General features: G+C 60.5%; 16 protein-coding genes and 1 pseudogene. 11 read left to right on the top strand and 6 right to left on the bottom strand.

Translation table 11 applies throughout. The annotated features are described in order from the left end of the window. Positions 1–85: 85 nt before the first annotated feature. Together cobF and ACP7EE_RS24230 are read right to left on the bottom strand one after the other, a co-directional pair. Positions 86–841, bottom strand: coding sequence for a precorrin-6A synthase (deacetylating) (cobF, locus tag ACP7EE_RS24235; protein ID WP_426237262.1), 756 nt, complete (start codon positions 839–841; stop codon positions 86–88). After that, complete coding sequence (locus tag ACP7EE_RS24230; RefSeq protein WP_426237260.1) at positions 838–1,410, bottom strand: histidine phosphatase family protein; 573 nt, start codon at positions 1,408–1,410, stop codon at positions 838–840. Before ACP7EE_RS24230 ends, cobF begins: the two co-directional genes overlap by 4 nt. A gap of 310 nt (positions 1,411–1,720) precedes the next feature. Here ACP7EE_RS24230 and ACP7EE_RS24225 point away from each other — a divergent pair, with 310 nt between their 5' ends. From ACP7EE_RS24225 to ACP7EE_RS24190, 8 genes are all read left to right on the top strand, one after another. Next, on the top strand, positions 1,721–2,575 hold the full coding sequence (locus tag ACP7EE_RS24225) for a MurR/RpiR family transcriptional regulator (RefSeq protein WP_426237258.1): 855 nt from the start codon (positions 1,721–1,723) through the stop codon (positions 2,573–2,575). A gap of 2 nt (positions 2,576–2,577) precedes the next feature. Next, on the top strand, positions 2,578–3,222 hold the full coding sequence (locus ACP7EE_RS24220) for an isochorismatase family cysteine hydrolase (RefSeq protein ID WP_426237256.1): 645 nt from the start codon (positions 2,578–2,580) through the stop codon (positions 3,220–3,222). Continuing rightward, positions 3,219–4,550: a glutamine synthetase gene (locus ACP7EE_RS24215; RefSeq protein ID WP_426237254.1), complete on the top strand. Its 1,332-nt coding sequence runs from the start codon at positions 3,219–3,221 to the stop codon at positions 4,548–4,550. The genes ACP7EE_RS24220 and ACP7EE_RS24215 overlap by 4 nt, the downstream gene beginning before the upstream one ends. Continuing rightward, the gene (locus ACP7EE_RS24210) at positions 4,534–5,286 is read left to right on the top strand and encodes an N-formylglutamate amidohydrolase (protein ID WP_426237252.1); all 753 of its coding nucleotides are present in this window, start codon (positions 4,534–4,536) and stop codon (positions 5,284–5,286) included. Before ACP7EE_RS24215 ends, ACP7EE_RS24210 begins: the two co-directional genes overlap by 17 nt. 79 nt (positions 5,287–5,365) lie before the next feature. Further along, entirely contained in the window at positions 5,366–6,715 is a 1,350-nt protein-coding gene (locus ACP7EE_RS24205; protein ID WP_426237250.1) for an APC family permease, read from the top strand. 118 nt (positions 6,716–6,833) lie between these two features. After that, entirely contained in the window at positions 6,834–7,850 is a 1,017-nt protein-coding gene (locus ACP7EE_RS24200) for an arginine N-succinyltransferase (protein WP_426237248.1), read from the top strand. A 55-nt stretch (positions 7,851–7,905) separates the two neighbouring features. Beyond that, a complete protein-coding gene (astA, locus tag ACP7EE_RS24195) occupies positions 7,906–8,940 on the top strand; it encodes an arginine N-succinyltransferase (RefSeq protein WP_426206540.1) in 1,035 nt (344 codons plus the stop codon). A gap of 115 nt (positions 8,941–9,055) precedes the next feature. Next, positions 9,056–9,925: an isocitrate lyase/PEP mutase family protein gene (locus ACP7EE_RS24190; RefSeq protein ID WP_420649508.1), complete on the top strand. Its 870-nt coding sequence runs from the start codon at positions 9,056–9,058 to the stop codon at positions 9,923–9,925. Between the two features lie 130 nt (positions 9,926–10,055). On the opposite strand, the pseudogene ACP7EE_RS24185 reads toward ACP7EE_RS24190, so the two are convergent. From ACP7EE_RS24185 to ACP7EE_RS24175, 3 genes and pseudogenes are all read right to left on the bottom strand, one after another. Then, positions 10,056–10,244 (bottom strand): annotated as a pseudogene (locus ACP7EE_RS24185) (hypothetical protein); the annotation flags it as partial. A 253-nt stretch (positions 10,245–10,497) separates the two neighbouring features. Continuing rightward, on the bottom strand, positions 10,498–11,736 hold the full coding sequence (locus ACP7EE_RS24180; protein ID WP_426237246.1) for a M20/M25/M40 family metallo-hydrolase: 1,239 nt from the start codon (positions 11,734–11,736) through the stop codon (positions 10,498–10,500). Between the two features lie 86 nt (positions 11,737–11,822). Next, entirely contained in the window at positions 11,823–12,896 is a 1,074-nt protein-coding gene (locus ACP7EE_RS24175; protein WP_426237244.1) for a diguanylate cyclase, read from the bottom strand. 190 nt (positions 12,897–13,086) lie between these two features. Here ACP7EE_RS24175 and ACP7EE_RS24170 point away from each other — a divergent pair, with 190 nt between their 5' ends. From ACP7EE_RS24170 to hglS, 3 genes are all read left to right on the top strand, one after another. After that, positions 13,087–14,541 (top strand): flavin-containing monooxygenase, encoded by a 1,455-nt coding sequence (locus ACP7EE_RS24170; RefSeq protein ID WP_426237242.1) that lies wholly within the window; start codon positions 13,087–13,089, stop codon positions 14,539–14,541. Positions 14,542–14,563: 22 nt separating this feature from the next. Further along, positions 14,564–15,502 (top strand): alpha/beta fold hydrolase, encoded by a 939-nt coding sequence (locus tag ACP7EE_RS24165; RefSeq protein ID WP_426206535.1) that lies wholly within the window; start codon positions 14,564–14,566, stop codon positions 15,500–15,502. 111 nt (positions 15,503–15,613) lie between these two features. Next, positions 15,614–16,984, top strand: coding sequence for a 2-oxoadipate dioxygenase/decarboxylase HglS (gene hglS, locus ACP7EE_RS24160; RefSeq protein WP_426237240.1), 1,371 nt, complete (start codon positions 15,614–15,616; stop codon positions 16,982–16,984). Positions 16,985–17,039: 55 nt separating this feature from the next. Here hglS and ACP7EE_RS24155 read toward each other — a convergent pair whose 3' ends face one another. Next, positions 17,040–17,717 carry a type 1 glutamine amidotransferase domain-containing protein gene (locus ACP7EE_RS24155; RefSeq protein WP_426237238.1) on the bottom strand — a complete coding sequence of 226 codons (678 nt, stop codon included), beginning with the start codon at positions 17,715–17,717 and terminating at the stop codon, positions 17,040–17,042. Positions 17,718–18,147 lie beyond the last annotated feature (430 nt).

Genomic DNA, 18,147 nt, shown 5'->3' with positions numbered 1-18,147 from the left:
ATAGTGTTCCAACGCAAAATCTGTGGGAGCTGCGGTGCGACGATTCGACTTGCCAGCGATGGGGCCGGGACAGTCGAGCTAAACCTCAAGGCTTGCGCAGCAAATAGGTGTCCATGATCCAGCCATGCTCGGCCCGCGCAGCCTTGCGCACCCGCTCGATCTCATCCGCGACATCCTTGAGCTTGCCGCTGATGAGGATTTCATCCGGCGTGCCCAGGTAGGCGCCCCAGTAAATCTGCGTGTCGCGATCCGCCACCTGCTGGTAGGAATCTTCAGCATCGAGCATCACCACCAGGCTGTCGGTGTCACTCACCTGCCCCGCCGCCAGACGCCGCCCGGTGCTGATTTCGATCGAGCGGCCAATGGTGTTCAACGGCACTTTGTGTTGCGCCGCCAACGCCTGAACGCAGGTGATGCCGGGGATCACTTCGAACTCGAAGGCACAGCGGCCCGAGGCCAGAATCGCCTGAAGAATGCGCACCGTGCTGTCGTACAACGCCGGGTCGCCCCACACCAGAAAACCGCCGCACTCGCCGTCAGACAATTCGTCATTGATCAGCCGCTCGAAGGTCTGTTGCTTGGCGCGGTTCAGATCATCGACGCTGGCGCTGTAGTCCACATCGCCGCGCTCGCGCTCCGGGCTGTGGGCTTCGGCGAAGCGGTACGTGGGATTTGTGATGTATTGCTCGCAGATGTCACGACGCAGGTCGATCAGTTTGTCTTTGCTCTGGCCCTTGTCCATGAGAAAGAACACGTCCACGCGGTTCAGCGCCTTGACCGCCTGCATGGTGATGTAGTCCGGGTTGCCCGCGCCAATGCCGATGACCAGCAATCGCTTCATGAGTCCGCTCCTTGAAGGTCAATACCCGGCAAGCGTAGCCGCCAGCGCCCGGTAAAACTCAGTTCGATCGCGGCCAATGGCTCGACGTCGATGCAATTCGCCGCGCTGCCCTGCATGACTTGCATCAGCGCAGCGCGAATCACGAACGGATGAGTGATCGCCACAATATGTCCTGGCGTGTCTTGCAAGGATGCCAGCCACACGGCGACGCGCGCGCCGAGTTGCGCGACAGACTCACCGCCATGCGGAGCGGCGTGCGGATCGTCGATCCAGGCCTGGAGTTCTTCAGGCTCCTGACGCTGTAAATCCTTGATCGACTGACCATGCCAGCGTCCCCAGGCGCAATCGCGCAGTGCGTCATCTATCTGCGCATCGGCGCCGAAGTATTCGGCGGTCTGGCGAGTGCGCAATTCCGGGCCGCAGATCAGCCGTGAACGCTTGTCGAACCGGGGCGCCAACGAGTAGGACGCCAACCCGACATTTTCAACAGGCTCATCTGTAGGAAAACACGCCAGTTTCTGTGCGACGGTTCGAGCGTGGCAAATCAGAGTCAAACGGGTGGCCAGCACGGTAAGGCACTCGGTTGGAGAAGTGGGTAAGACGCATTTGGGCAGCCATTGTGCCGTAATCCGCGGCACCCAGGGCATCACGGTGAAGCGTTCAACTGCAAAGAGGCGGCGATATCTGACAGCGCAATGGGCGATGGACTACAACCACGATCGACATCCATGTAACCCCTGCTACACAGGCGTCTTACACGATTTAAAAGCTCAAACGTATCGGCTAAAAATTCACTAGACATGTAGCGTCAGTTACATAAATACTGTTTTAACGGATTATGAAGCAGATTCAACATCCCCCCATCCAGCAGGAGCCCGGATGCCCCCTCTTAGAGACCTGATCACCGACCCCGGCCTGGAATTGACGCCGTCGGAGCGCAAAGTCGTTCGCGCCTTGCTCGATCAGTACCCGCGCAATGGCCTCGGGCCAATGGCACGTCTGGCCGAACATGCTGGCGTCAGCGATCCGACCATCGTGCGACTGGTGAAGAAACTCGGTTTCGGCGGCTATGCCGAATTCCAGGACGCGCTGCTCAGCGACATGGATCATCGCCTGCGATCGCCGCGCACTCTGTTACAACCGCGTTCGCATCAGAACAAGGACGATGCGTGGAGCCATTATCTGGCCGACAGTCAGCGCCAGTTAGGTGAAACCCAATCGCTGACGCAACCCGAAGATGTGCGCATCCTCACCGACTGGCTGCTCGACACGCGGCATCAGGTGTACTGCTTTGGCGGGCGTTTCAGCAGCCTGATGGCGACTTACCTGCTCAATCACCTGCGCCTGCTGCGCCCCGGTTGCTTTGCGCTGGAAGACAACCCGCAACTGCCGGATCGCCTGTTCGACCTGCAACGTCAGGACGTGGTGCTGGTGTTCGACTATCGCCGCTACCAGACCCAGGCTCTGCGCGTGGCCAGCGCCGCGAAGAACAGCAACGCGCGTGTGGTGCTGTTTACTGACATCTATGCCTCGCCGCTGCGTGAAATGGCCGACCTGATCATCAGCGCCCCGGTGGAATCGGCGTCGCCGTTCGACACCATGGTCCCGGCGCTGGCTCAGGTCGAAGCGTTGATCGCCTGTCTGACGTTGCGCAGCCCGGATCTGGCCGATCGCCTGGAAGGCATCGACGCCTTGCGCAACGACTTCAACACTCACTTGCTGGAGGATAAATAAGGATGTTCAGCCTTCCCCACCGTTCGCCTCGGGACCTGCCGTTTGTCACCGAGCACACCGCGCTGTTGCTGGTGGACATGCAGCGCGCGTGGCTCGAGCCGCAGTTCGACCCGCACCTCGACGAGCCGGACGCCGCGTACTTCCTCAATCGAACCCGCACGCAAGTGGTGCCCAATCAAGTTCGCCTGCTCAACGCTTTCCGCAATGCGCGGCAGAACGTATTGCACACGCTGATCGAAAGCCTGACCGCTGACGGCCGCGACCGCTCGCTCGATCACAAACTGTCGGACATGCACTTGCCCAAGGGCAGTCCGCAGGCGCAGATCATTGCAGAGCTGACCCCGGTAGAAAATGAAATCGTCCTGCCGAAGACTTCCTCCGGTGTTTTCAACTCGACCAACATTGATTACGTGCTGCGCAACCTCGAAACCCGGCATCTGATCATCGCCGGCATCGTCACTGACCAATGCGTGGACATGGCCGTGCGCGACGCCGCCGACCGTGGCTATCTGGTGACGCTGGTGGCCGACGCCTGCGCGACCTACACCGAGGCGCGACATGATGCGTGCCTGAATGCGATCAAGGGTTACTGCTGGATCACTGACACCGACAGCGTGCTCGGCCGTTTGCAGGAGATGCAGCCATGAGCGAGCGCCTGACGCCGTTGCCGATGACCACCATCGTCACCACTGACCTGATCGGCATTACCCGTGGTCGCTCGTTTCCCACCGATGAGCTGGAGCATTACCAGGCTGCCGGTTGCGGCTGGGTGCCGGCCAACAGCGCGTTGACGCCGCAGGATGTCATCGCCTCGACCAATCCGTGGGGCGCGTATGGTGATCTGCGGCTGATTCCCGATCTGGCCAGCCGTGTGACCGTCGGCAATGGCCCGGACACCTCGGCGCCAGCGCTGGATTTCATCCATGGCGACATCCGCGAGACCGATGGCCGGCCGTGGGGCGCCTGCCCGCGCACGTTGTTACGGGATGAAATCGAGCGTTATCGCGATCAACTCGGCTTGCAGGTCAACGCCGCGTTCGAACACGAATTCAATCTGCATGCAGGCTTTGCCGAGCACTTGGCGTTCTCGCTTGAAGCGCAGCGTCAAGGTGCGGAATTCGGTGGCTGGCTGCTTAGCGCGCTGCGTGCTGGCGGGGTCGAGCCGGAAATGTTCCTGCCGGAATATGGCAAGCATCAATACGAAATCACCTGCCGCCCGACCTTTGGCGTGGCGGCGGCGGATCGTGCCGTCAACGTGCGCGAGATCACCCGCGAGATCGCCCGGCAGATGGGACTGGATCTGAGCTTCGCGCCGAAAACCTCCGCCGACGCAGTGTGCAACGGCGTGCACCTGCACGTCAGCCTGCTCGATCTGGGCGGTCAGCCGATTTTGTACGACGCGGGCACCAGCAATGGCCTGTCGACCCTCGGCCAGCACTGGGCCGCCGGCGTGCTGCATTACTTGCCGGCGCTGTGTGCATTTACCGCGCCGACCCCGGTTTCGTACGAGCGCTTGCAGCCGCATCACTGGAGCGCATCCTACGCGTGCCTCGGGCAGCAAAACCGTGAAGCGGCGCTGCGCATCTGTCCGACCGTGAGCCTGGGCAGCAAATCCGTGGCGGCGCAGTACAACCTGGAATTTCGCGCGATGGACGCGACTGCCTCGCCGCATCTGGCGATGGCTGCGCTGTTGATCGCCGGGCGGCTGGGCATCGAACAACGTCTGGCGCTGAATGCGATCACCGATGACATTCCCGATTCACTCAACAGCGAACAACGCAAGGCGCGGGGCATCGTCGCCCTGCCCGCCTCACTGGCGCAGGCGCTGGATTGCCTGCGTCGCAGCGAGGCGCTGATTGCGGCGTTGCCCGCCGCGTTGCTCGACACCTTTTTCGCCCTTAAAACCGAGGAGCTGGCGCTGACGGAACAGCTCTCGCCCGCTGACTTGTGTGAGCACTATGCACGCCTGTACTGAATCCGCCGAGCTTGGGTTGTACACCCGACCGGTCTACAACCTGAGCCGCGCAGACTCGACGCACCCGCTGATTCTGGTGTGCGAGCACGCCAGCCATTACATCCCCGAAGCCCTGAACAATCTGGGCCTGGACGAGGCTGCCGCGCGTGAACACATTGCCTGGGATATCGGCGCGCGGGAACTGGCCGAGCAACTGTCGGAACAACTCGGCGCCACCCTGTTGAGCGCCAACTATTCACGACTGTTGATCGACCTCAATCGCCCACGGCATGCCCCGGACAGCATCCCGGCGCAGAGCGAGATTTATCAGGTGCCGGGCAACCGCGAGCTGGACGAAGCCACGCGCGAATACCGCCGCCAAACGCTGTTCAAGCCGTTTCACACGCGCCTGCAACAGCTGATCGATGCGCGCCTGGCCGAGGGCCGGACGGTGCGTGTGGTAGGAATTCACAGTTTCACCCCGATTTATTACGGCCAGCCGCGCGAACTGGAAGCCGGCGTGTTGTTCGGTCAGGCCAAAGAATATGCCCGGCGCATTCTCGACGGCCTCGGCCAGCAGCCGCTGAAAGTCGCCGGAAATCAGCCGTACAAGATCGACCCGCTGGCCGACATGACCGTGCCGGTGCACGGCGATGCCCGGGGTCTGCAATCGGTGCTGATCGAGGTACGCAACGATCTGTTGCGCACTCCCGAGGCGGTGTCGCGCTGGGCCGGTTATCTCGCTCCACTGCTGTAACGAAACAATGCTGACGCGGTAAACGATGGATCGATAGAACAACTAAAACGACCGATTGCCTGACAAGGAGTGGCGCTGCATGGAAATAGAACAATTCGGCTACAAACAGGAGTTGAAACGCAGCCTGACGCTGACCGACCTGGTGGTCTACGGGATGATCTTCATGATCCCCATCGCCCCGTTCGGCGTGTATGGCTACGTCAACGCCGAGGCGCCGGGGATGGTGCCGCTGGCCTATATCATCGGCATGGTCGCGATGCTGTTTACCGCGCTCAGTTACGGCAGCATGGCCCGCGCATTTCCGATTGCCGGCTCGGTGTATTCCTACGCCCAGCGTGGCTTGAATCAACACGTCGGCTTCATCGCCGGCTGGCTGATGCTGCTCGATTACCTGCTGATTCCGCCGCTGCTCTACGTCTATGCGGCGATGGCGCTCAACCATTTGTACCCGGACATTCCGAAAGTCGGCTTCATTCTGGCGTTCCTGGTCAGCGCGACTTTCGTCAACCTGCGCGGGATCACCTTCACCGCGCGCATCAACATCGTATTTCTGCTGGCGCAATTGGTGGTACTGGGGATTTTCCTGTTCTACACCTGGAACGCGCTGCACAACGGTGGCGGCAACGGGGAACTGACGCTGGCGCCGCTGTATCACCCGGAAACCTTCAACTTCGCCCTGCTGATGCAAGCGGTGTCGATTGCAGTGCTGTCGTTCCTCGGCTTCGATGCGATCTCCACGCTCGCCGAAGAGATCAAGGGCGATCCGGGCCGCAGCGTCGGCAAAGCGGCGCTGATCACACTGCTGGTGATGGGCGTGATCTTTGTCGCGCAAACCTGGATCGCTACCGATCTGGCAGCGGGCATGGGCTTCAAGTCGGCTGACACTGCGTTCTATGAAATCGCCGAAATCGCCGCTGGCAGCTGGCTGGCGTCCCTGACCGGCATCGCCACGGCGTTGGCTTGGGGGGTGGCGGTGGCGATTACCTCGCAAGCGGCGGTTTCGCGTTTGCTGTTCGGCATGGCCCGCGACGGCAAGCTGCCGAAAGTGCTGGCCAAGGTCCATCCGAAACACAACACGCCGTACCTGAGCATCTATCTGGTGGCTGTGCTGTCGCTGGTGATCTGCTACCTGTTCATCAACTCGGTGGACACCCTGACCTCGCTGGTCAACTTCGGTGCCCTCAGCGGTTTCATGCTGCTGCATCTGACCGTGATCAATTACTACTGGCGTCGGCAGAAGTCCGGCCAGGTGATCCGGCACCTGATCTGCCCGGTGGTCGGCTTCATCATCGTCGCCGCCATCATGTACAACATGGGCGTCGATGCGCAGAAGCTCGGGCTGATCTGGGTTGCACTGGGCCTGGTGTATCTGTTCTTCCTGAACAAGCTCGGCGCGAATACTGCGCTGCCTGACCCGAGCAATGGCTGACAAGAAAAAGAGCGGCGTCTGACATCAAATCAGGCGACCGCCGATTTAATGCGTGGCAACCGACAGTGATAGTCAGGTTCGGCGAATTCGCCGGACCCTTTGATACAGGAGTGCATCCATGCTGGTCTTACGCCCAGTCGAGCCAACCGACCTGCCGCAACTGCAACAACTGGCCCGCGACAGCCTGGTCGGCGTCACGTCGCTGCCGGACGACAGCGAGCGCCTGCGCGAGAAAATCGCCAGTTCCTGCGCGTCGTTCGATAGCGAGGCGAAGGCGCAAGGCCCGGAGAACTACTTCTTCGTACTCGAAGATCTGGATAGCCAGAAACTCGTCGGTTGCTCGGAAATTCTCGCCACCGCCGGTTTTAACGAACCGTTTTACAGCTTGCGCAACCGCCACTTCACCAGCGCCTCGCGCGAGCTGAACATTGAACACGGCGTGCCAGCACTGTCGTTGTGTCACGACCTCAGCGGCCACACGCTGCTGCGTGGTTTTCACATCGACGCGGGGCTGGTGCGTACGCCGTTTTCCGAACTGCTGTCGCGCGCACGCCTGCTGTTCATCGCAGCACACAGCGGAGGCTTTGCCGACGCGGTGATCACCGAAATCGTCGGTTACAGCGACGAGAACGGCCATTCGCCGTTCTGGGATGCGCTGGGCAAACACTTCTTCGATCTGCCCTACGTCGAGGCCGAGCGTCTGTGCGGATTGCAGAGCCGGACCTTTCTCGCCGAACTGATGCCGCAGTATCCGATTTACGTGCCGATGCTGCCTCAGGCTGCACAGGACTGCATTGGCGCCGTCCACCCGGATGGCCAAGAGGCCTTCGACATCCTCGAGCGCGAGGGTTTCGAGACCAACAGCTACATCGACCTGTTTGACGCCGGCCCGACCTTGTATGCGCGCACTGCGAACATTCGCTCGATCGCCAAGGGCCAGACCGCAACCGTCGATCAGCAAGCAACAATCGATGCTCGCGGTCGCTACTTGTTGAGCAATGACGGGCTGCATGGCTTTCGCGCGATCGTCGCCGAACTCGATTACCAGCCCGGCCAACCGCTGGCCCTGACCCCGGCACTGTGCGCGGCGCTGCACGTGACCGATGGCAGCACGATCCGGCTGACCTCGCTGTGAAATGCGCCCCGATCCAACGACAGTGCCCGAGCAGGCGCGCAAAAGGAGTTGCAGCATGATTGTCCGTCCGGTTCTGGTCAGCGACCTGCCAGCGTTAATGACCCTGGTGCAACAGGCCGGCCCGGGGTTCACCACCCTGCCGGCCAACGAAGATCGGCTGGCCCACCGCGTGCGCTGGGCACAACGCGCGTTCGCCGAACAGGTAGAACGTGCTGACGCCGATTACCTGTTCGTGCTCGAAGACGACGAACAACGTGTGGTCGGCGTCAGCGCCATGGCCGGCGCAGTCGGTCTGCGCGAACCCTGGTACAACTATCGCGTCGGGCTGACCGTCAGCTCGGCGCCGGATCTGGGCATTCAGCGGCAGATCCCGACGCTGTTTCTCAATAACGAACTGACCGGCCAATCGGAACTGTGCTCGCTGTTTCTGCGCCACGACCAGCGTCACGGCAGCAATGGGCGCTTGCTATCGCTGGGACGGCTGCTGTTTGTCGCCGAATTCCCGCAGCTGTTTGGCGAGAAAATGATTGCCGAATTGCGTGGCAGCGCTGACGAGCTGGGTTGTTCGCCGTTCTGGGACAGCCTCGGTCGGCACTTCTTCCAGATGGATTTCAGCCACGCCGATCATTTGTCCGGGCTGGGCAATAAATCCTTCATCGCCGAACTGATGCCGCGTCAGCCGCTGTATACCTGCCTGCTCACCGAACAGGCGCAAGCGGTGATCGGCCAGCCGCACCCCAACACCGAACAGGCGCTGAAAATCCTCCAGGCCGAAGGTTTCGCGCACAAAGGCTACATCGACATTTTCGACGGCGGTCCGGTGATCGAAGCGCCGATCCGCAACATCCGCACCGTGCGCGACAGTCTTGAGCTGACGCTCAGCGTCGGCACCCCGGACGACCAGGCGCCGCTGTGGCTGATCCATAATCGGCGCCTGGAAAACTGTCGCATCACCGTCGCCCCCGCGCGTCGGGTCGGCAGCAGTCTGGTGATCGACCGTCTGACCGCCAAACGCCTGCAACTGCAACCGGGCAACTCGGTGCGCGCGGTGTTGTTACCCAATCAACAGCAGCACGCCGTGGCGGCCTGAGCACCGCCACGCAAATTCGTCATGATCCTTGCCCCTTTCGCGTGATAGCCTTTTCATCCTTCGGCGTTGACACCTTTGTTCAAGCCTTTCCATTCCTTCGTATGGTGGAACTCGTATGTCCAGGCTTTCTCATCAAGATTTGCGCCGTAACTTCCGTCAACTGCTGGCGTCCGACACCTGCTACCACACGGCTTCGGTGTTCGACCCGATGTCGGCGCGCATCGCCGCTGACCTCGGTTTTGAAGTAGGAATTCTGGGCGGCTCGGTGGCCTCGTTGCAGGTGCTGGGCGCGCCGGACTTCGCTTTGATCACCCTCAGCGAATTCGCCGAACAGGCCACGCGCATTGGCCGCGTCGCGCAATTGCCGGTGATCGCCGACGCCGACCACGGTTATGGCAACGCGCTCAACGTGATGCGCACCATCGTCGAACTCGAGCGCGCCGGTGTCGCAGCCCTGACCATCGAAGACACCTTGCTGCCGGCACAATTCGGCCGCAAATCCACTGACCTGATTTCGGTCGCCGAAGGCGTTGGCAAAATCCGCGCGGCACTCGAAGCGCGGGTCGATTCGGAAATGGCCATCATTGCGCGCACCAATGCGGGCATTTTGCCGAACCAGGAAATCATCAGCCGCACCCGCCAATATCAGGCAGCCGGTGCTGACGGGATTTGCATGGTCGGGATTCAGGACTTCGATCAACTCGAACAGATCGCCGAACACCTGAGCGTGCCGCTGATGCTGGTGACCTACGGCAACCCTGCCCTGCGCGACGACAAGCGCCTGGCCGAACTGGGTGTGCGTGTGACGATTGATGGTCACGGCGCTTACTTTGCCGCGATCAAAGCCACGTACGACAGCTTGCGCGAACAGCGGCAGATGTTTGCTCAGGCTTCGGACCTGAGCGCTACCGAGCTGACGCATACGTATACCCAGCCTGAGGAATACATTCGCTGGGCCAAGGAATTCATGAGCGTTAAAGAGTGATGCAGCAGCCCGGCCGACGCCATCGCTGGCAAGCCAGGCTCCCACAAATTCTGTGGCTGACCACGGATTGGTGGCTACCACCAACCCTGTGGGAGCTGGCTTGCCAGCGATGGGGCCCGCTGCGTCACCGCTAAGCTGGCGTGCTATACGCCTTTTCCCGCTGCATCGCGCGCATCTGAATCACATCCAGAATCGCACAACCTTCGCGCATCAACAGATGCACCGCGCTGGTCACCCGCGTCAGATCACAACCGGAAATGCCCAGCAGGCTGAGGCTGGAGAACGTGTCCGCCAGATCGCGCACGACAAAAAACCGATAGTTGTGGGGTGATTTCGCTGGCGGTGTTCGGCTTTAGATCTGGCCCTCACCCTAGCCCTCCCGAAACGTCGGACCGCCCAGAGGTAGAGGGGACCGATCCGGGGATGCTCGGGACATTCATCGACCTGAATCTGCTTTACCGAAACCATAATCGACTCGGTTCTTCAGGTCGATGTACAACGCGAGACACCTCAGTCGGCCCCCTCTCCCTCGGGGAGAGGGCTGGGGTGAGGGGCTTTCAGGCTGTATCTCGTCACTGGCCCTTCGCCAACTCCATAATCATCCGCGACAAAAGATAAATCCGCGGCGCCACACTCTCGACCTCGGCATATTCCTCTGGCGTATGAATATTCCCGCCAACAATCCCGAACCCGTCCAGCGTCGGCGTGCCAACCCCGGCCGACAAACTCGCATCTGCCGCCCCGCCACTGCCTTCTTCAGTAAGCTTGCGCCCCAGCTCGCCATAAATCCCCTGCGCCATCGCCATCAAACGATCCGACTCCGGCGTCTGCGGCATCGGAGGCAGGCCGCGTTGCAGAGTGGTGGTCACGGTCGTGTCTGCAATCAATTTGTCCTGCGACACTCGCGCCAGATCCTTCTCGATCCGGTCGAACTCCTCGGGCACCGCCGCGCGCACGTCAGCCTTGGCGATTGCCTGATCCGGAATCACGTTGGTCCGGTCACCAGCCTTGAGCACGGTGAAGTTGATGGTGGTTTTCTTCGCCTCATCGCCAAGTTTGCCCAGTTGCAAAATCTGGTGCGCCGCCTCCATCGCCGCGTTGCGCCCCAGTTCCGGCGCGACCCCGGCGTGCGCAGCTTTGCCTTTGACTTCGACCAGCGCCGTAGCACTGCCCTTGCGCCACACCACCAGTCCGTCAGCCGGACGCCCCGGCTCAAGATTAAGGGTCACGTCGTGCAGCTTGGCGGTTTTCTTGATCAGGTCGGTTGCGACGTCCGAGCCGGTTTCTTCACTGGCGTCGAGCAGGAAAGTGATCTGCGCGTAATCCTTGAAGTCGAGATTCTTGAGGACTTTCAGCGCGTAGATCCCGGCGACGATGCCGCCCTTGTCGTCCATCACCCCCGGCCCATAGGCGCGGCCATCCTTGATGTGGAACGGGCGCTCGGCGGCAGAGCCTTCCTTGAACACCGTGTCCATGTGCGCCATCAGCAGGATTTTCGCCTTGCCGGTGCCTTTGAACGTGGCGAGGACGTGGTTGGTTTTTTCTGGAGTGTTGGGTACCAGTTCGATGGTCGCGCCGAGTTTTTTCAACTCGTCGATGGCGATGTCGCTGACTTTCTTCAGGCCCGCTTCATCGCCGGAACCAGAGTCGATGTTGACTAGTTTCTCCAGCAGTTTCAGAGCTTCGGGTTTGTACTGTTCGGCGTCGGCCAACACTTGCTTGTGCGGCTCGGCGAAGGCGCCAGAGGCGGCAAAGGTGAGCGTCAGGCCGAGGCCGGCAGCCAGCAGGGAGCGCGGAAAATTGCACGTCATGAATCGATCCTTGTTTCGCGTCGGGGGTACTCAACCGTACCCGACATCGCGCCAAGGCTCTATACCGGATGCGACCTCGCCAAGACCTAGACCGAACCGAGCACTTCACGGCGTGGCGGGCTGTCACTGCAACAGATCACCCGATTGCGCCCGCCGGCCTTGGCTTCGTAGAGGGCCTGATCCGCGTCATTCAGCCAGCGCGTGGCATCGGTGTGGCCCGGATCGAGCGCAGCCAGCCCGATGCTCAAGCTGACTTTTAGCGCCGGGTTCTGATCGTAGCCGAGGATAGCGAAACGCTCGCGCAACGCCTCCATGGCTTGGGCTGCGTTGAACAGCGGCAGGTCCGGCAGGATCACGCAGAACTCGTCGCCACCATAACGCCCGGCGACATCGGCGGCGCGCAAGTTGTGCTTGAGCATTTTGCTGAGCTGGCGCAGGACGATGTCGCCCGCCACATGGCCGTAGGTGTCGTTGATAGATTTGAAATGGTCGATGTCGATCAGCGCAATCGCCGCGCCCTTGTGCTGGAGTCGGCAGCGCTGGAATTCGATCTCCAGTTGATCCTTCCACGCGCCGTGGTTGAGCAGACCGGTGAGGCTGTCGGTGCGGCTCAGCGCCAGCAGTTCACGTTTATGCACGCCGAGCGTGTAGGCCTGGCGGAAACAGATCCAGCCCAGCGCCAGCGGATACAGCATCAACAGCGGCAGGCAGGCATACAGCTGCGCCGGCGTGGTCAGGGGCACAAACGCCGGCGCAAACACCACCAGCCCGACCGCAACACCAAGCACTTGCGCGGCTGTACCGGCCAGCAGAAAACGCGGACCGCCAATGGCGACGTTGTTCATCGCCATCATCGAAACGGTCATGGCACTGGGCAATGGATTGAAGTGCATGGCCGCCACCCAGAAGCCGCCCATAAATGCGTCGATCAACAGATTACGGTGTTCGGCGTGAAAAGGAACTACGGCGCGGCGCGCCCATTGAAATGCCAGATGCGGCCAGATCAGGCCATTGAAAAACATCAACGCCCAGACCCACTTCGGCGGATCGAGCGGGTACATCGCAACGCTCACGCACAACAGCCCCAGAACCAACCCGAGGATTCGCGACGTGTACAGCCTCCTGGCCAATGAAAGTCCCTTTCCTCCCGTTCTTGCCATAAGGGCCTCGAGCACTCAACGCAGCAGCGCATCCCGGAACACGGATGTGCTGGGAGTCTAACAGGGCAACGTTAAATAGCCATCACCGGCCAGCGGGTGAAATACCTCGTTATTGCGACCGCCCACCAGGCGAATCATTGGCTATACATGAGGTGAGCAAATCGGAAAAAACACTCTAAGAAGGAGGCGCATGCAGACCTATAAAGTGTTGATCATCGGCAGCGGATTCGGCGGCCAATGCGCGGCGGTCAATTTGCTCAAGGCCGGAATCGACGATTTTCGCCTGCTGGAGCGTCGCGACTTCTTTGGCGGCACCTGGTGCCAGAACACCTACCCCGGTGCAGCGGTGGATGTGCCCTCCCCGCTTTACTCGCTGTCGTTCGCGCCCTATCGCTGGACGCAAATGTTCGCCGGGCAGGCCGAACTGCAGCGTTACACCGAACATGTGGCCGAGCATTTTGGCCTGCGTGAGCGTGTGGAGCTGGAGGCCAACGTCGAGCGTGTCGAGTGGGACGAGAGCAAGAAACACTGGACGGTGCACACCAGCACCAAGGGGATTTTTTATGCGCAGTTCCTGATCAACGCCAGCGGGCCACTGAGCCAACCGGTGATCCCACACGTCGCCGGGAAGGATCGCTTTCAAGGCAAGACCTTTCATACAAACAATTGGGATCATAGCTACGACTATCGGGGTAAACGCGTAGCGATTGTCGGCAGTGGTGCCAGCGCTGCGCAGGTGATTCCGGCAATCGCCGCTGATGTCGAACATCTGCACGTCTTCCAGCGCACGCCGCACTGGGTGCTGCCGCGTGCCGACCGCACCTTCGGCCGATTTCAGCGCTGGCTGCTGGGGCTGAAACCGGCCTACAAGCTGCTGCGCTGGATGATCTATTGGCAGTTCGAAACCCGCGTCATCGCCTTCAAATATTCAAAACCGGCGATTCACATGGTGCAGCGCCAGGCGCTGAAATTCCTCAAACGCCAGATTTCTGATGCCGAACTCCAGCAAAAACTCACGCCGGACTTCACTATCGGCTGCAAACGGGTGTTGGTTTCCAGCACTTACTACCCGGCGCTGACCCGCCCCAACGTGAGTCTGCACAACCGCGAACAAGGCATCGCCGCGATCGACGAAACCGGCCTGATCACCAGCGACGGCAAGCACATCGATGTCGATCTGATCGTGTGGTCGACCGGTTACGACGCCACCGACGGGGTGATTTCCTACCCAGTCAGCGGAAAAAACGCCGTGCAACTGCGCGATGTCTGGGCGCAATACCCACGCGCCTACCTCGGCACCAGCCTGCCGGATTTTCCCAACCTGTTTATCGTCACCGGACCGAACACCGGCATTGGCCACACTTCGGCGCTGTTCATCATCGAATCGCAGATGAATTACATCCTCGACTGCATCCGCACCGTGCAGGCAAAAGGCTTGCGCAGCATTGAAGTTCGCCGCGAGGCAGAACGTACCTACACTGCAATGATCCACCGTGAGATGGAGCGCACAGTCTGGAAAACCGGTGGCTGTCACAGTTGGTATCAAAGCAAGAGCGGTCATGTGATCGCGATGTTTCCGGGCTTCAGTTTCAGCTACCACCGTTTGACCCGGGCGCTGAAACCGGCCGACCACATTCTGTCCTGAACACGTAGAAGGAAGACGTCAGATGCTTTTGCTGTTTGTGGCTATCGCGGTTTTCGCGGCCTGGAGCTGGTTGACTTACCCGACCATCGGCCACTGGTTCTATGACTGGAGCATGGCTGCCGAGGCCAAGCTGTACCGGCTGCACAAGATTGAGGTACCGATCGCCGAGATGACGGTATCGACCTGGCAAGGTGGGCCGTACGAGGCGTCGAGCACGATCTTGATGCTGCACGGCTTCAGCGCCGACAAGAATCTGTGGCTGCGCTGCGCCCGGCATTTTGTCGGCCAGTACCGAGTGATCATTCCGGACCTGGCCGGCCACGGTGAAACCGGCTTCAAGGCTGGCGGCGGTTACGACATCGCCGTGCAGGCCAAACGCATGATCCAGTTGCTCGACGTGTGCGGCGTGGAAAAAGTCCACGTTATCGGCAACTCGATGGGCGGCTACATTGCCGCCTGGCTGGCGGCGACCTATCCCGAGCGCATCGCTTCGCTGGCATTGATCGACCCGGCTGGCGTCACCGCCCCGGAACCGAGCGACATGGAGCGTCATCTGGCGCGCGGGCACAATCCGTTCCTGATCAACTCGCGCGAAGAATTCCGCAATTTCTACGCGATGACCATGGCCACGCCACCTTGGGTGCCCGGTCTGGTGCTCGATGCTATGGCCCAGCGTTATGAGCAGCAGCGCGACGAACTGGAAGAAATATTCCGCGATTTTCGCGCCAGCCCGCCGATGGAACCAAAACTGCCCGACATCAAATGCCCGGCGCTGTTGCTCTGGGGGCGTAAGGATCGCTTGATCGACGTCAGCAGCGTGCCGGTGTGGAGCAAGGGCATCGCCAATTTGCGCGTCGATGTTTGGGACGGCGTCGGGCACATGCCGATGGTCGAGCAACCGGCCAGCACCGCGCGCTTGTACCGCGAGTTTCTTGGGGAAAATTCGCGCGAGGTCGTGTGATGGATCAGTCGTTGGCAGAATGAAGTTCGTAGGATTCTTCGTTTGCCCGCGTGGGCGAAGGCTGCGATCTTTTCCCACATCCTTTACGTGACCGTGCCAGGAATTTTTTTCATGACCGCGCAGCCTTTCGTCAGCCCCGACCTGATCCGCCAACGCTTCTCCAGAGCGATGTCCGACATGTACCGCGAAGAAGTGCCGCTGTACGGCGCACTGATGGAATTGGTGGAAAAAACCAACCGTGAAGTGCTCGAACGCCAGCCGCAGATCGCCCGACAACTGCACAGCACCGGCGAAATCGAGCGCCTGGACATGGAGCGCCACGGCGCAATCCGCGTTGGCACCGCCGCAGAGTTGGCCACCCTCGCCCGCCTGTTTGCGGTGATGGGTATGCAGCCGGTGGGCTATTACGATCTGACTCCGGCGGGTGTGCCGGTGCATTCCACGGCATTTCGTGCGGTGCATGAGGATGCGTTGCAGGTCAGTCCGTTTCGAGTGTTTACCTCGTTGTTGCGTCTGGAGTTGATCGAAGATCCTGCGCTGCGGGCGTTCGCTGAGTCGGTGCTGGAAAAGCGTTCGATTTTCACCGCGCAAGCTCTGCAACTGATCGAGCGTGCCGAGCTTGCTGGCGGACTGACCGAGGCTGAATCTGCCGACTTCGTCCTACAGGCGCTGGAGACTTTTCGCTGGCATCACAGCGCAACCGTCAGCGCCGCGCAGTATCAGACGCTGAGCGCCCAACATCGCCTGATCGCCGATGTGGTGGCATTCAAAGGCCCACACATCAATCACCTGACCCCGCGCACGCTGGATATCGACAGCGTGCAAGCGCAGATGCCGCTGCATGGCATCACGCCCAAAGCGGTTATCGAAGGCCCACCGCGTCGGCAGTGTCCGATTCTGCTGCGTCAGACCAGTTTCAAGGCGCTGGATGAACCGATTGCCTTCACCGACCAGACACAAACCCACGGCAGCCACAGCGCGCGCTTCGGAGAAATCGAACAACGCGGCGCGGCGCTGACGCCCAAGGGCCGCGCGCTGTATGACCGGCTGCTGAATGCGGCGCGGGATGAACTCGGTGAGTTTCCCAATGAAGCCAACGCCGCACGTTACAACGCGCTGATGAGTCAGCATTTCAGCGAATTTCCTGACAGCCTTGAGGGAATGCGCGAACAGGAACTGGCGTACTTTCGCTATTTCGTCACCGAAAAGGGCTTGGCGGCGGCTCGGACGGGTACTGCATCGCTGCAGGAATTGCTTCGCGATGGCCGTGTGAAAGCTGAGCCGCTGGTGTACGAAGATTTCCTGCCAGTCAGCGCAGCGGGGATTTTTCAGTCCAATCTCGGGGACGCGGCGCAGACGCACTATGGCGAGCACTCCAATCGTCAGGCATTCGAAACGGCGCTGGGGCGTTCGACGATTGATGAGTTGGCGCTGTATGCCGAGACGCAACGGCGCTCAATAGAGAAATGTTTGTCCCACTGAAAGAATCGCAGCCTTTGTAGCTGCCGCAGGCTGCGATCTTTTGATCTCTAACGACTCAACCCAACTTCGCCAAAAGCGCCCTGGCCGTCGCCTCAGAAGAAGCCGGATTCTGCCCCGTCAGCAGCAACCCATCCTCAACCGTATAACTGGCCCAATCCTCAGCCTTGGAATAAACCCCACCCTTGGCCTTCAGCTCATCCTCCACCAAAAACGGTACGACGTCGGTCAACTGCACCGCCTCTTCCTCGGTGTTGGTGAAGCCAGTCACACGTTTGCCCTTAACAAGCGGCTGACCATCGGCAGCCTTTACATGGCGCAACACGCCCGGCGCGTGGCACACCGCCGCCACCGGCTTCCCACCAGTGTGAAACGCCTCGATCAGCGCAATCGAATGGCGGTCTTCGGCCAAGTCCCACAGAGGCCCGTGGCCGCCCGGATAGAACACTGCATCGAAATCCTCAGCCTTCACCGTATCGAGCTTGACCGTGGCAGCCAACGCCTGCTGCGCAGCCGAGTCCTTGCGAAAGCGCTGGGTGGCTTCGGTCTGTGCATCCGGCTCGTCACTCTTCGGATCCAGCGGTGGCTGACCGCCCTTGGGCGACGCCAGAGTCAACTGCGCACCGGCGTCCTTGAACACGTAATACGGTGCAGCAAATTCCTCCAGCCAGAAGCCGGTTTTCTTGCCGGTATCGCCCAATTGATCGTGGGACGTCAGCACCATCAGGATTCTCATGTCGTTCTCACTTGGTTGAGGAATGTGTCAGTGATTGACCGTCAGCCTTGGGAAATCGTTCGATGATAGCGCCGGGCCATACTGCGCAAGAAGTTGCGCAGTAGCCCGTAATAAAACACCCCCAAAAACCGCTACAGGCCTTACGCTGCAAGGCCTGTAGCCAAGTGCGCAAGAAGTTGCGCAGTGCTTCGCGCAACTGCGCAACTTCTTGCGCACTTTTCGCATGACCGCTGATCAAAAAACGATCAAAATCCTGCACCACAGACACGAAGTCCCCGTCTGACAGGCACTTCGCCAAAGCTGGCACGTTCCTTGATAACAGTTCAGCCACCCACCGGGCGATTTTCGCCTCCGGGCACTCTCAATTTCAGCAAGGAGCACACCCATGGCTACACCAGCGTACATGTCGGTTACCGGCGAAAAACAAGGT

It is taken from the genome of Pseudomonas sp. TWP3-2, assembly GCF_049897765.1.
In the GTDB taxonomy this organism is placed as follows: Bacteria; Pseudomonadota; Gammaproteobacteria; order Pseudomonadales; family Pseudomonadaceae; genus Aquipseudomonas.
The sequence above is the reverse complement of the archived record's forward strand: the minus strand, read 5'-3'. Positions and strand labels throughout refer to the sequence as shown.

Excerpts from the sequence above, each read along its gene's own strand:
- cobF (WP_426237262.1), bottom strand. The coding sequence starts at position 841 with ATGAAGCGATTGCTGGTCATCGGCATTGGCGCGGGCAACCCGGACTAC.
- ACP7EE_RS24225 (WP_426237258.1), top strand. The coding sequence starts at position 1,721 with ATGCCCCCTCTTAGAGACCTGATCACCGACCCCGGCCTGGAATTGACG.
- ACP7EE_RS24220 (WP_426237256.1), top strand. The coding sequence starts at position 2,578 with ATGTTCAGCCTTCCCCACCGTTCGCCTCGGGACCTGCCGTTTGTCACC.
- ACP7EE_RS24215 (WP_426237254.1), top strand. The coding sequence starts at position 3,219 with ATGAGCGAGCGCCTGACGCCGTTGCCGATGACCACCATCGTCACCACT.
- ACP7EE_RS24210 (WP_426237252.1), top strand. The coding sequence starts at position 4,534 with ATGCACGCCTGTACTGAATCCGCCGAGCTTGGGTTGTACACCCGACCG.
- ACP7EE_RS24205 (WP_426237250.1), top strand. The coding sequence starts at position 5,366 with ATGGAAATAGAACAATTCGGCTACAAACAGGAGTTGAAACGCAGCCTG.
- ACP7EE_RS24200 (WP_426237248.1), top strand. The coding sequence starts at position 6,834 with ATGCTGGTCTTACGCCCAGTCGAGCCAACCGACCTGCCGCAACTGCAA.
- astA (WP_426206540.1), top strand. The coding sequence starts at position 7,906 with ATGATTGTCCGTCCGGTTCTGGTCAGCGACCTGCCAGCGTTAATGACC.
- ACP7EE_RS24190 (WP_420649508.1), top strand. The coding sequence starts at position 9,056 with ATGTCCAGGCTTTCTCATCAAGATTTGCGCCGTAACTTCCGTCAACTG.
- ACP7EE_RS24180 (WP_426237246.1), bottom strand. The coding sequence starts at position 11,736 with ATGACGTGCAATTTTCCGCGCTCCCTGCTGGCTGCCGGCCTCGGCCTG.
- ACP7EE_RS24175 (WP_426237244.1), bottom strand. The coding sequence starts at position 12,896 with ATGGCAAGAACGGGAGGAAAGGGACTTTCATTGGCCAGGAGGCTGTAC.
- ACP7EE_RS24170 (WP_426237242.1), top strand. The coding sequence starts at position 13,087 with ATGCAGACCTATAAAGTGTTGATCATCGGCAGCGGATTCGGCGGCCAA.
- ACP7EE_RS24165 (WP_426206535.1), top strand. The coding sequence starts at position 14,564 with ATGCTTTTGCTGTTTGTGGCTATCGCGGTTTTCGCGGCCTGGAGCTGG.
- hglS (WP_426237240.1), top strand. The coding sequence starts at position 15,614 with ATGACCGCGCAGCCTTTCGTCAGCCCCGACCTGATCCGCCAACGCTTC.
- ACP7EE_RS24155 (WP_426237238.1), bottom strand. The coding sequence starts at position 17,717 with ATGAGAATCCTGATGGTGCTGACGTCCCACGATCAATTGGGCGATACC.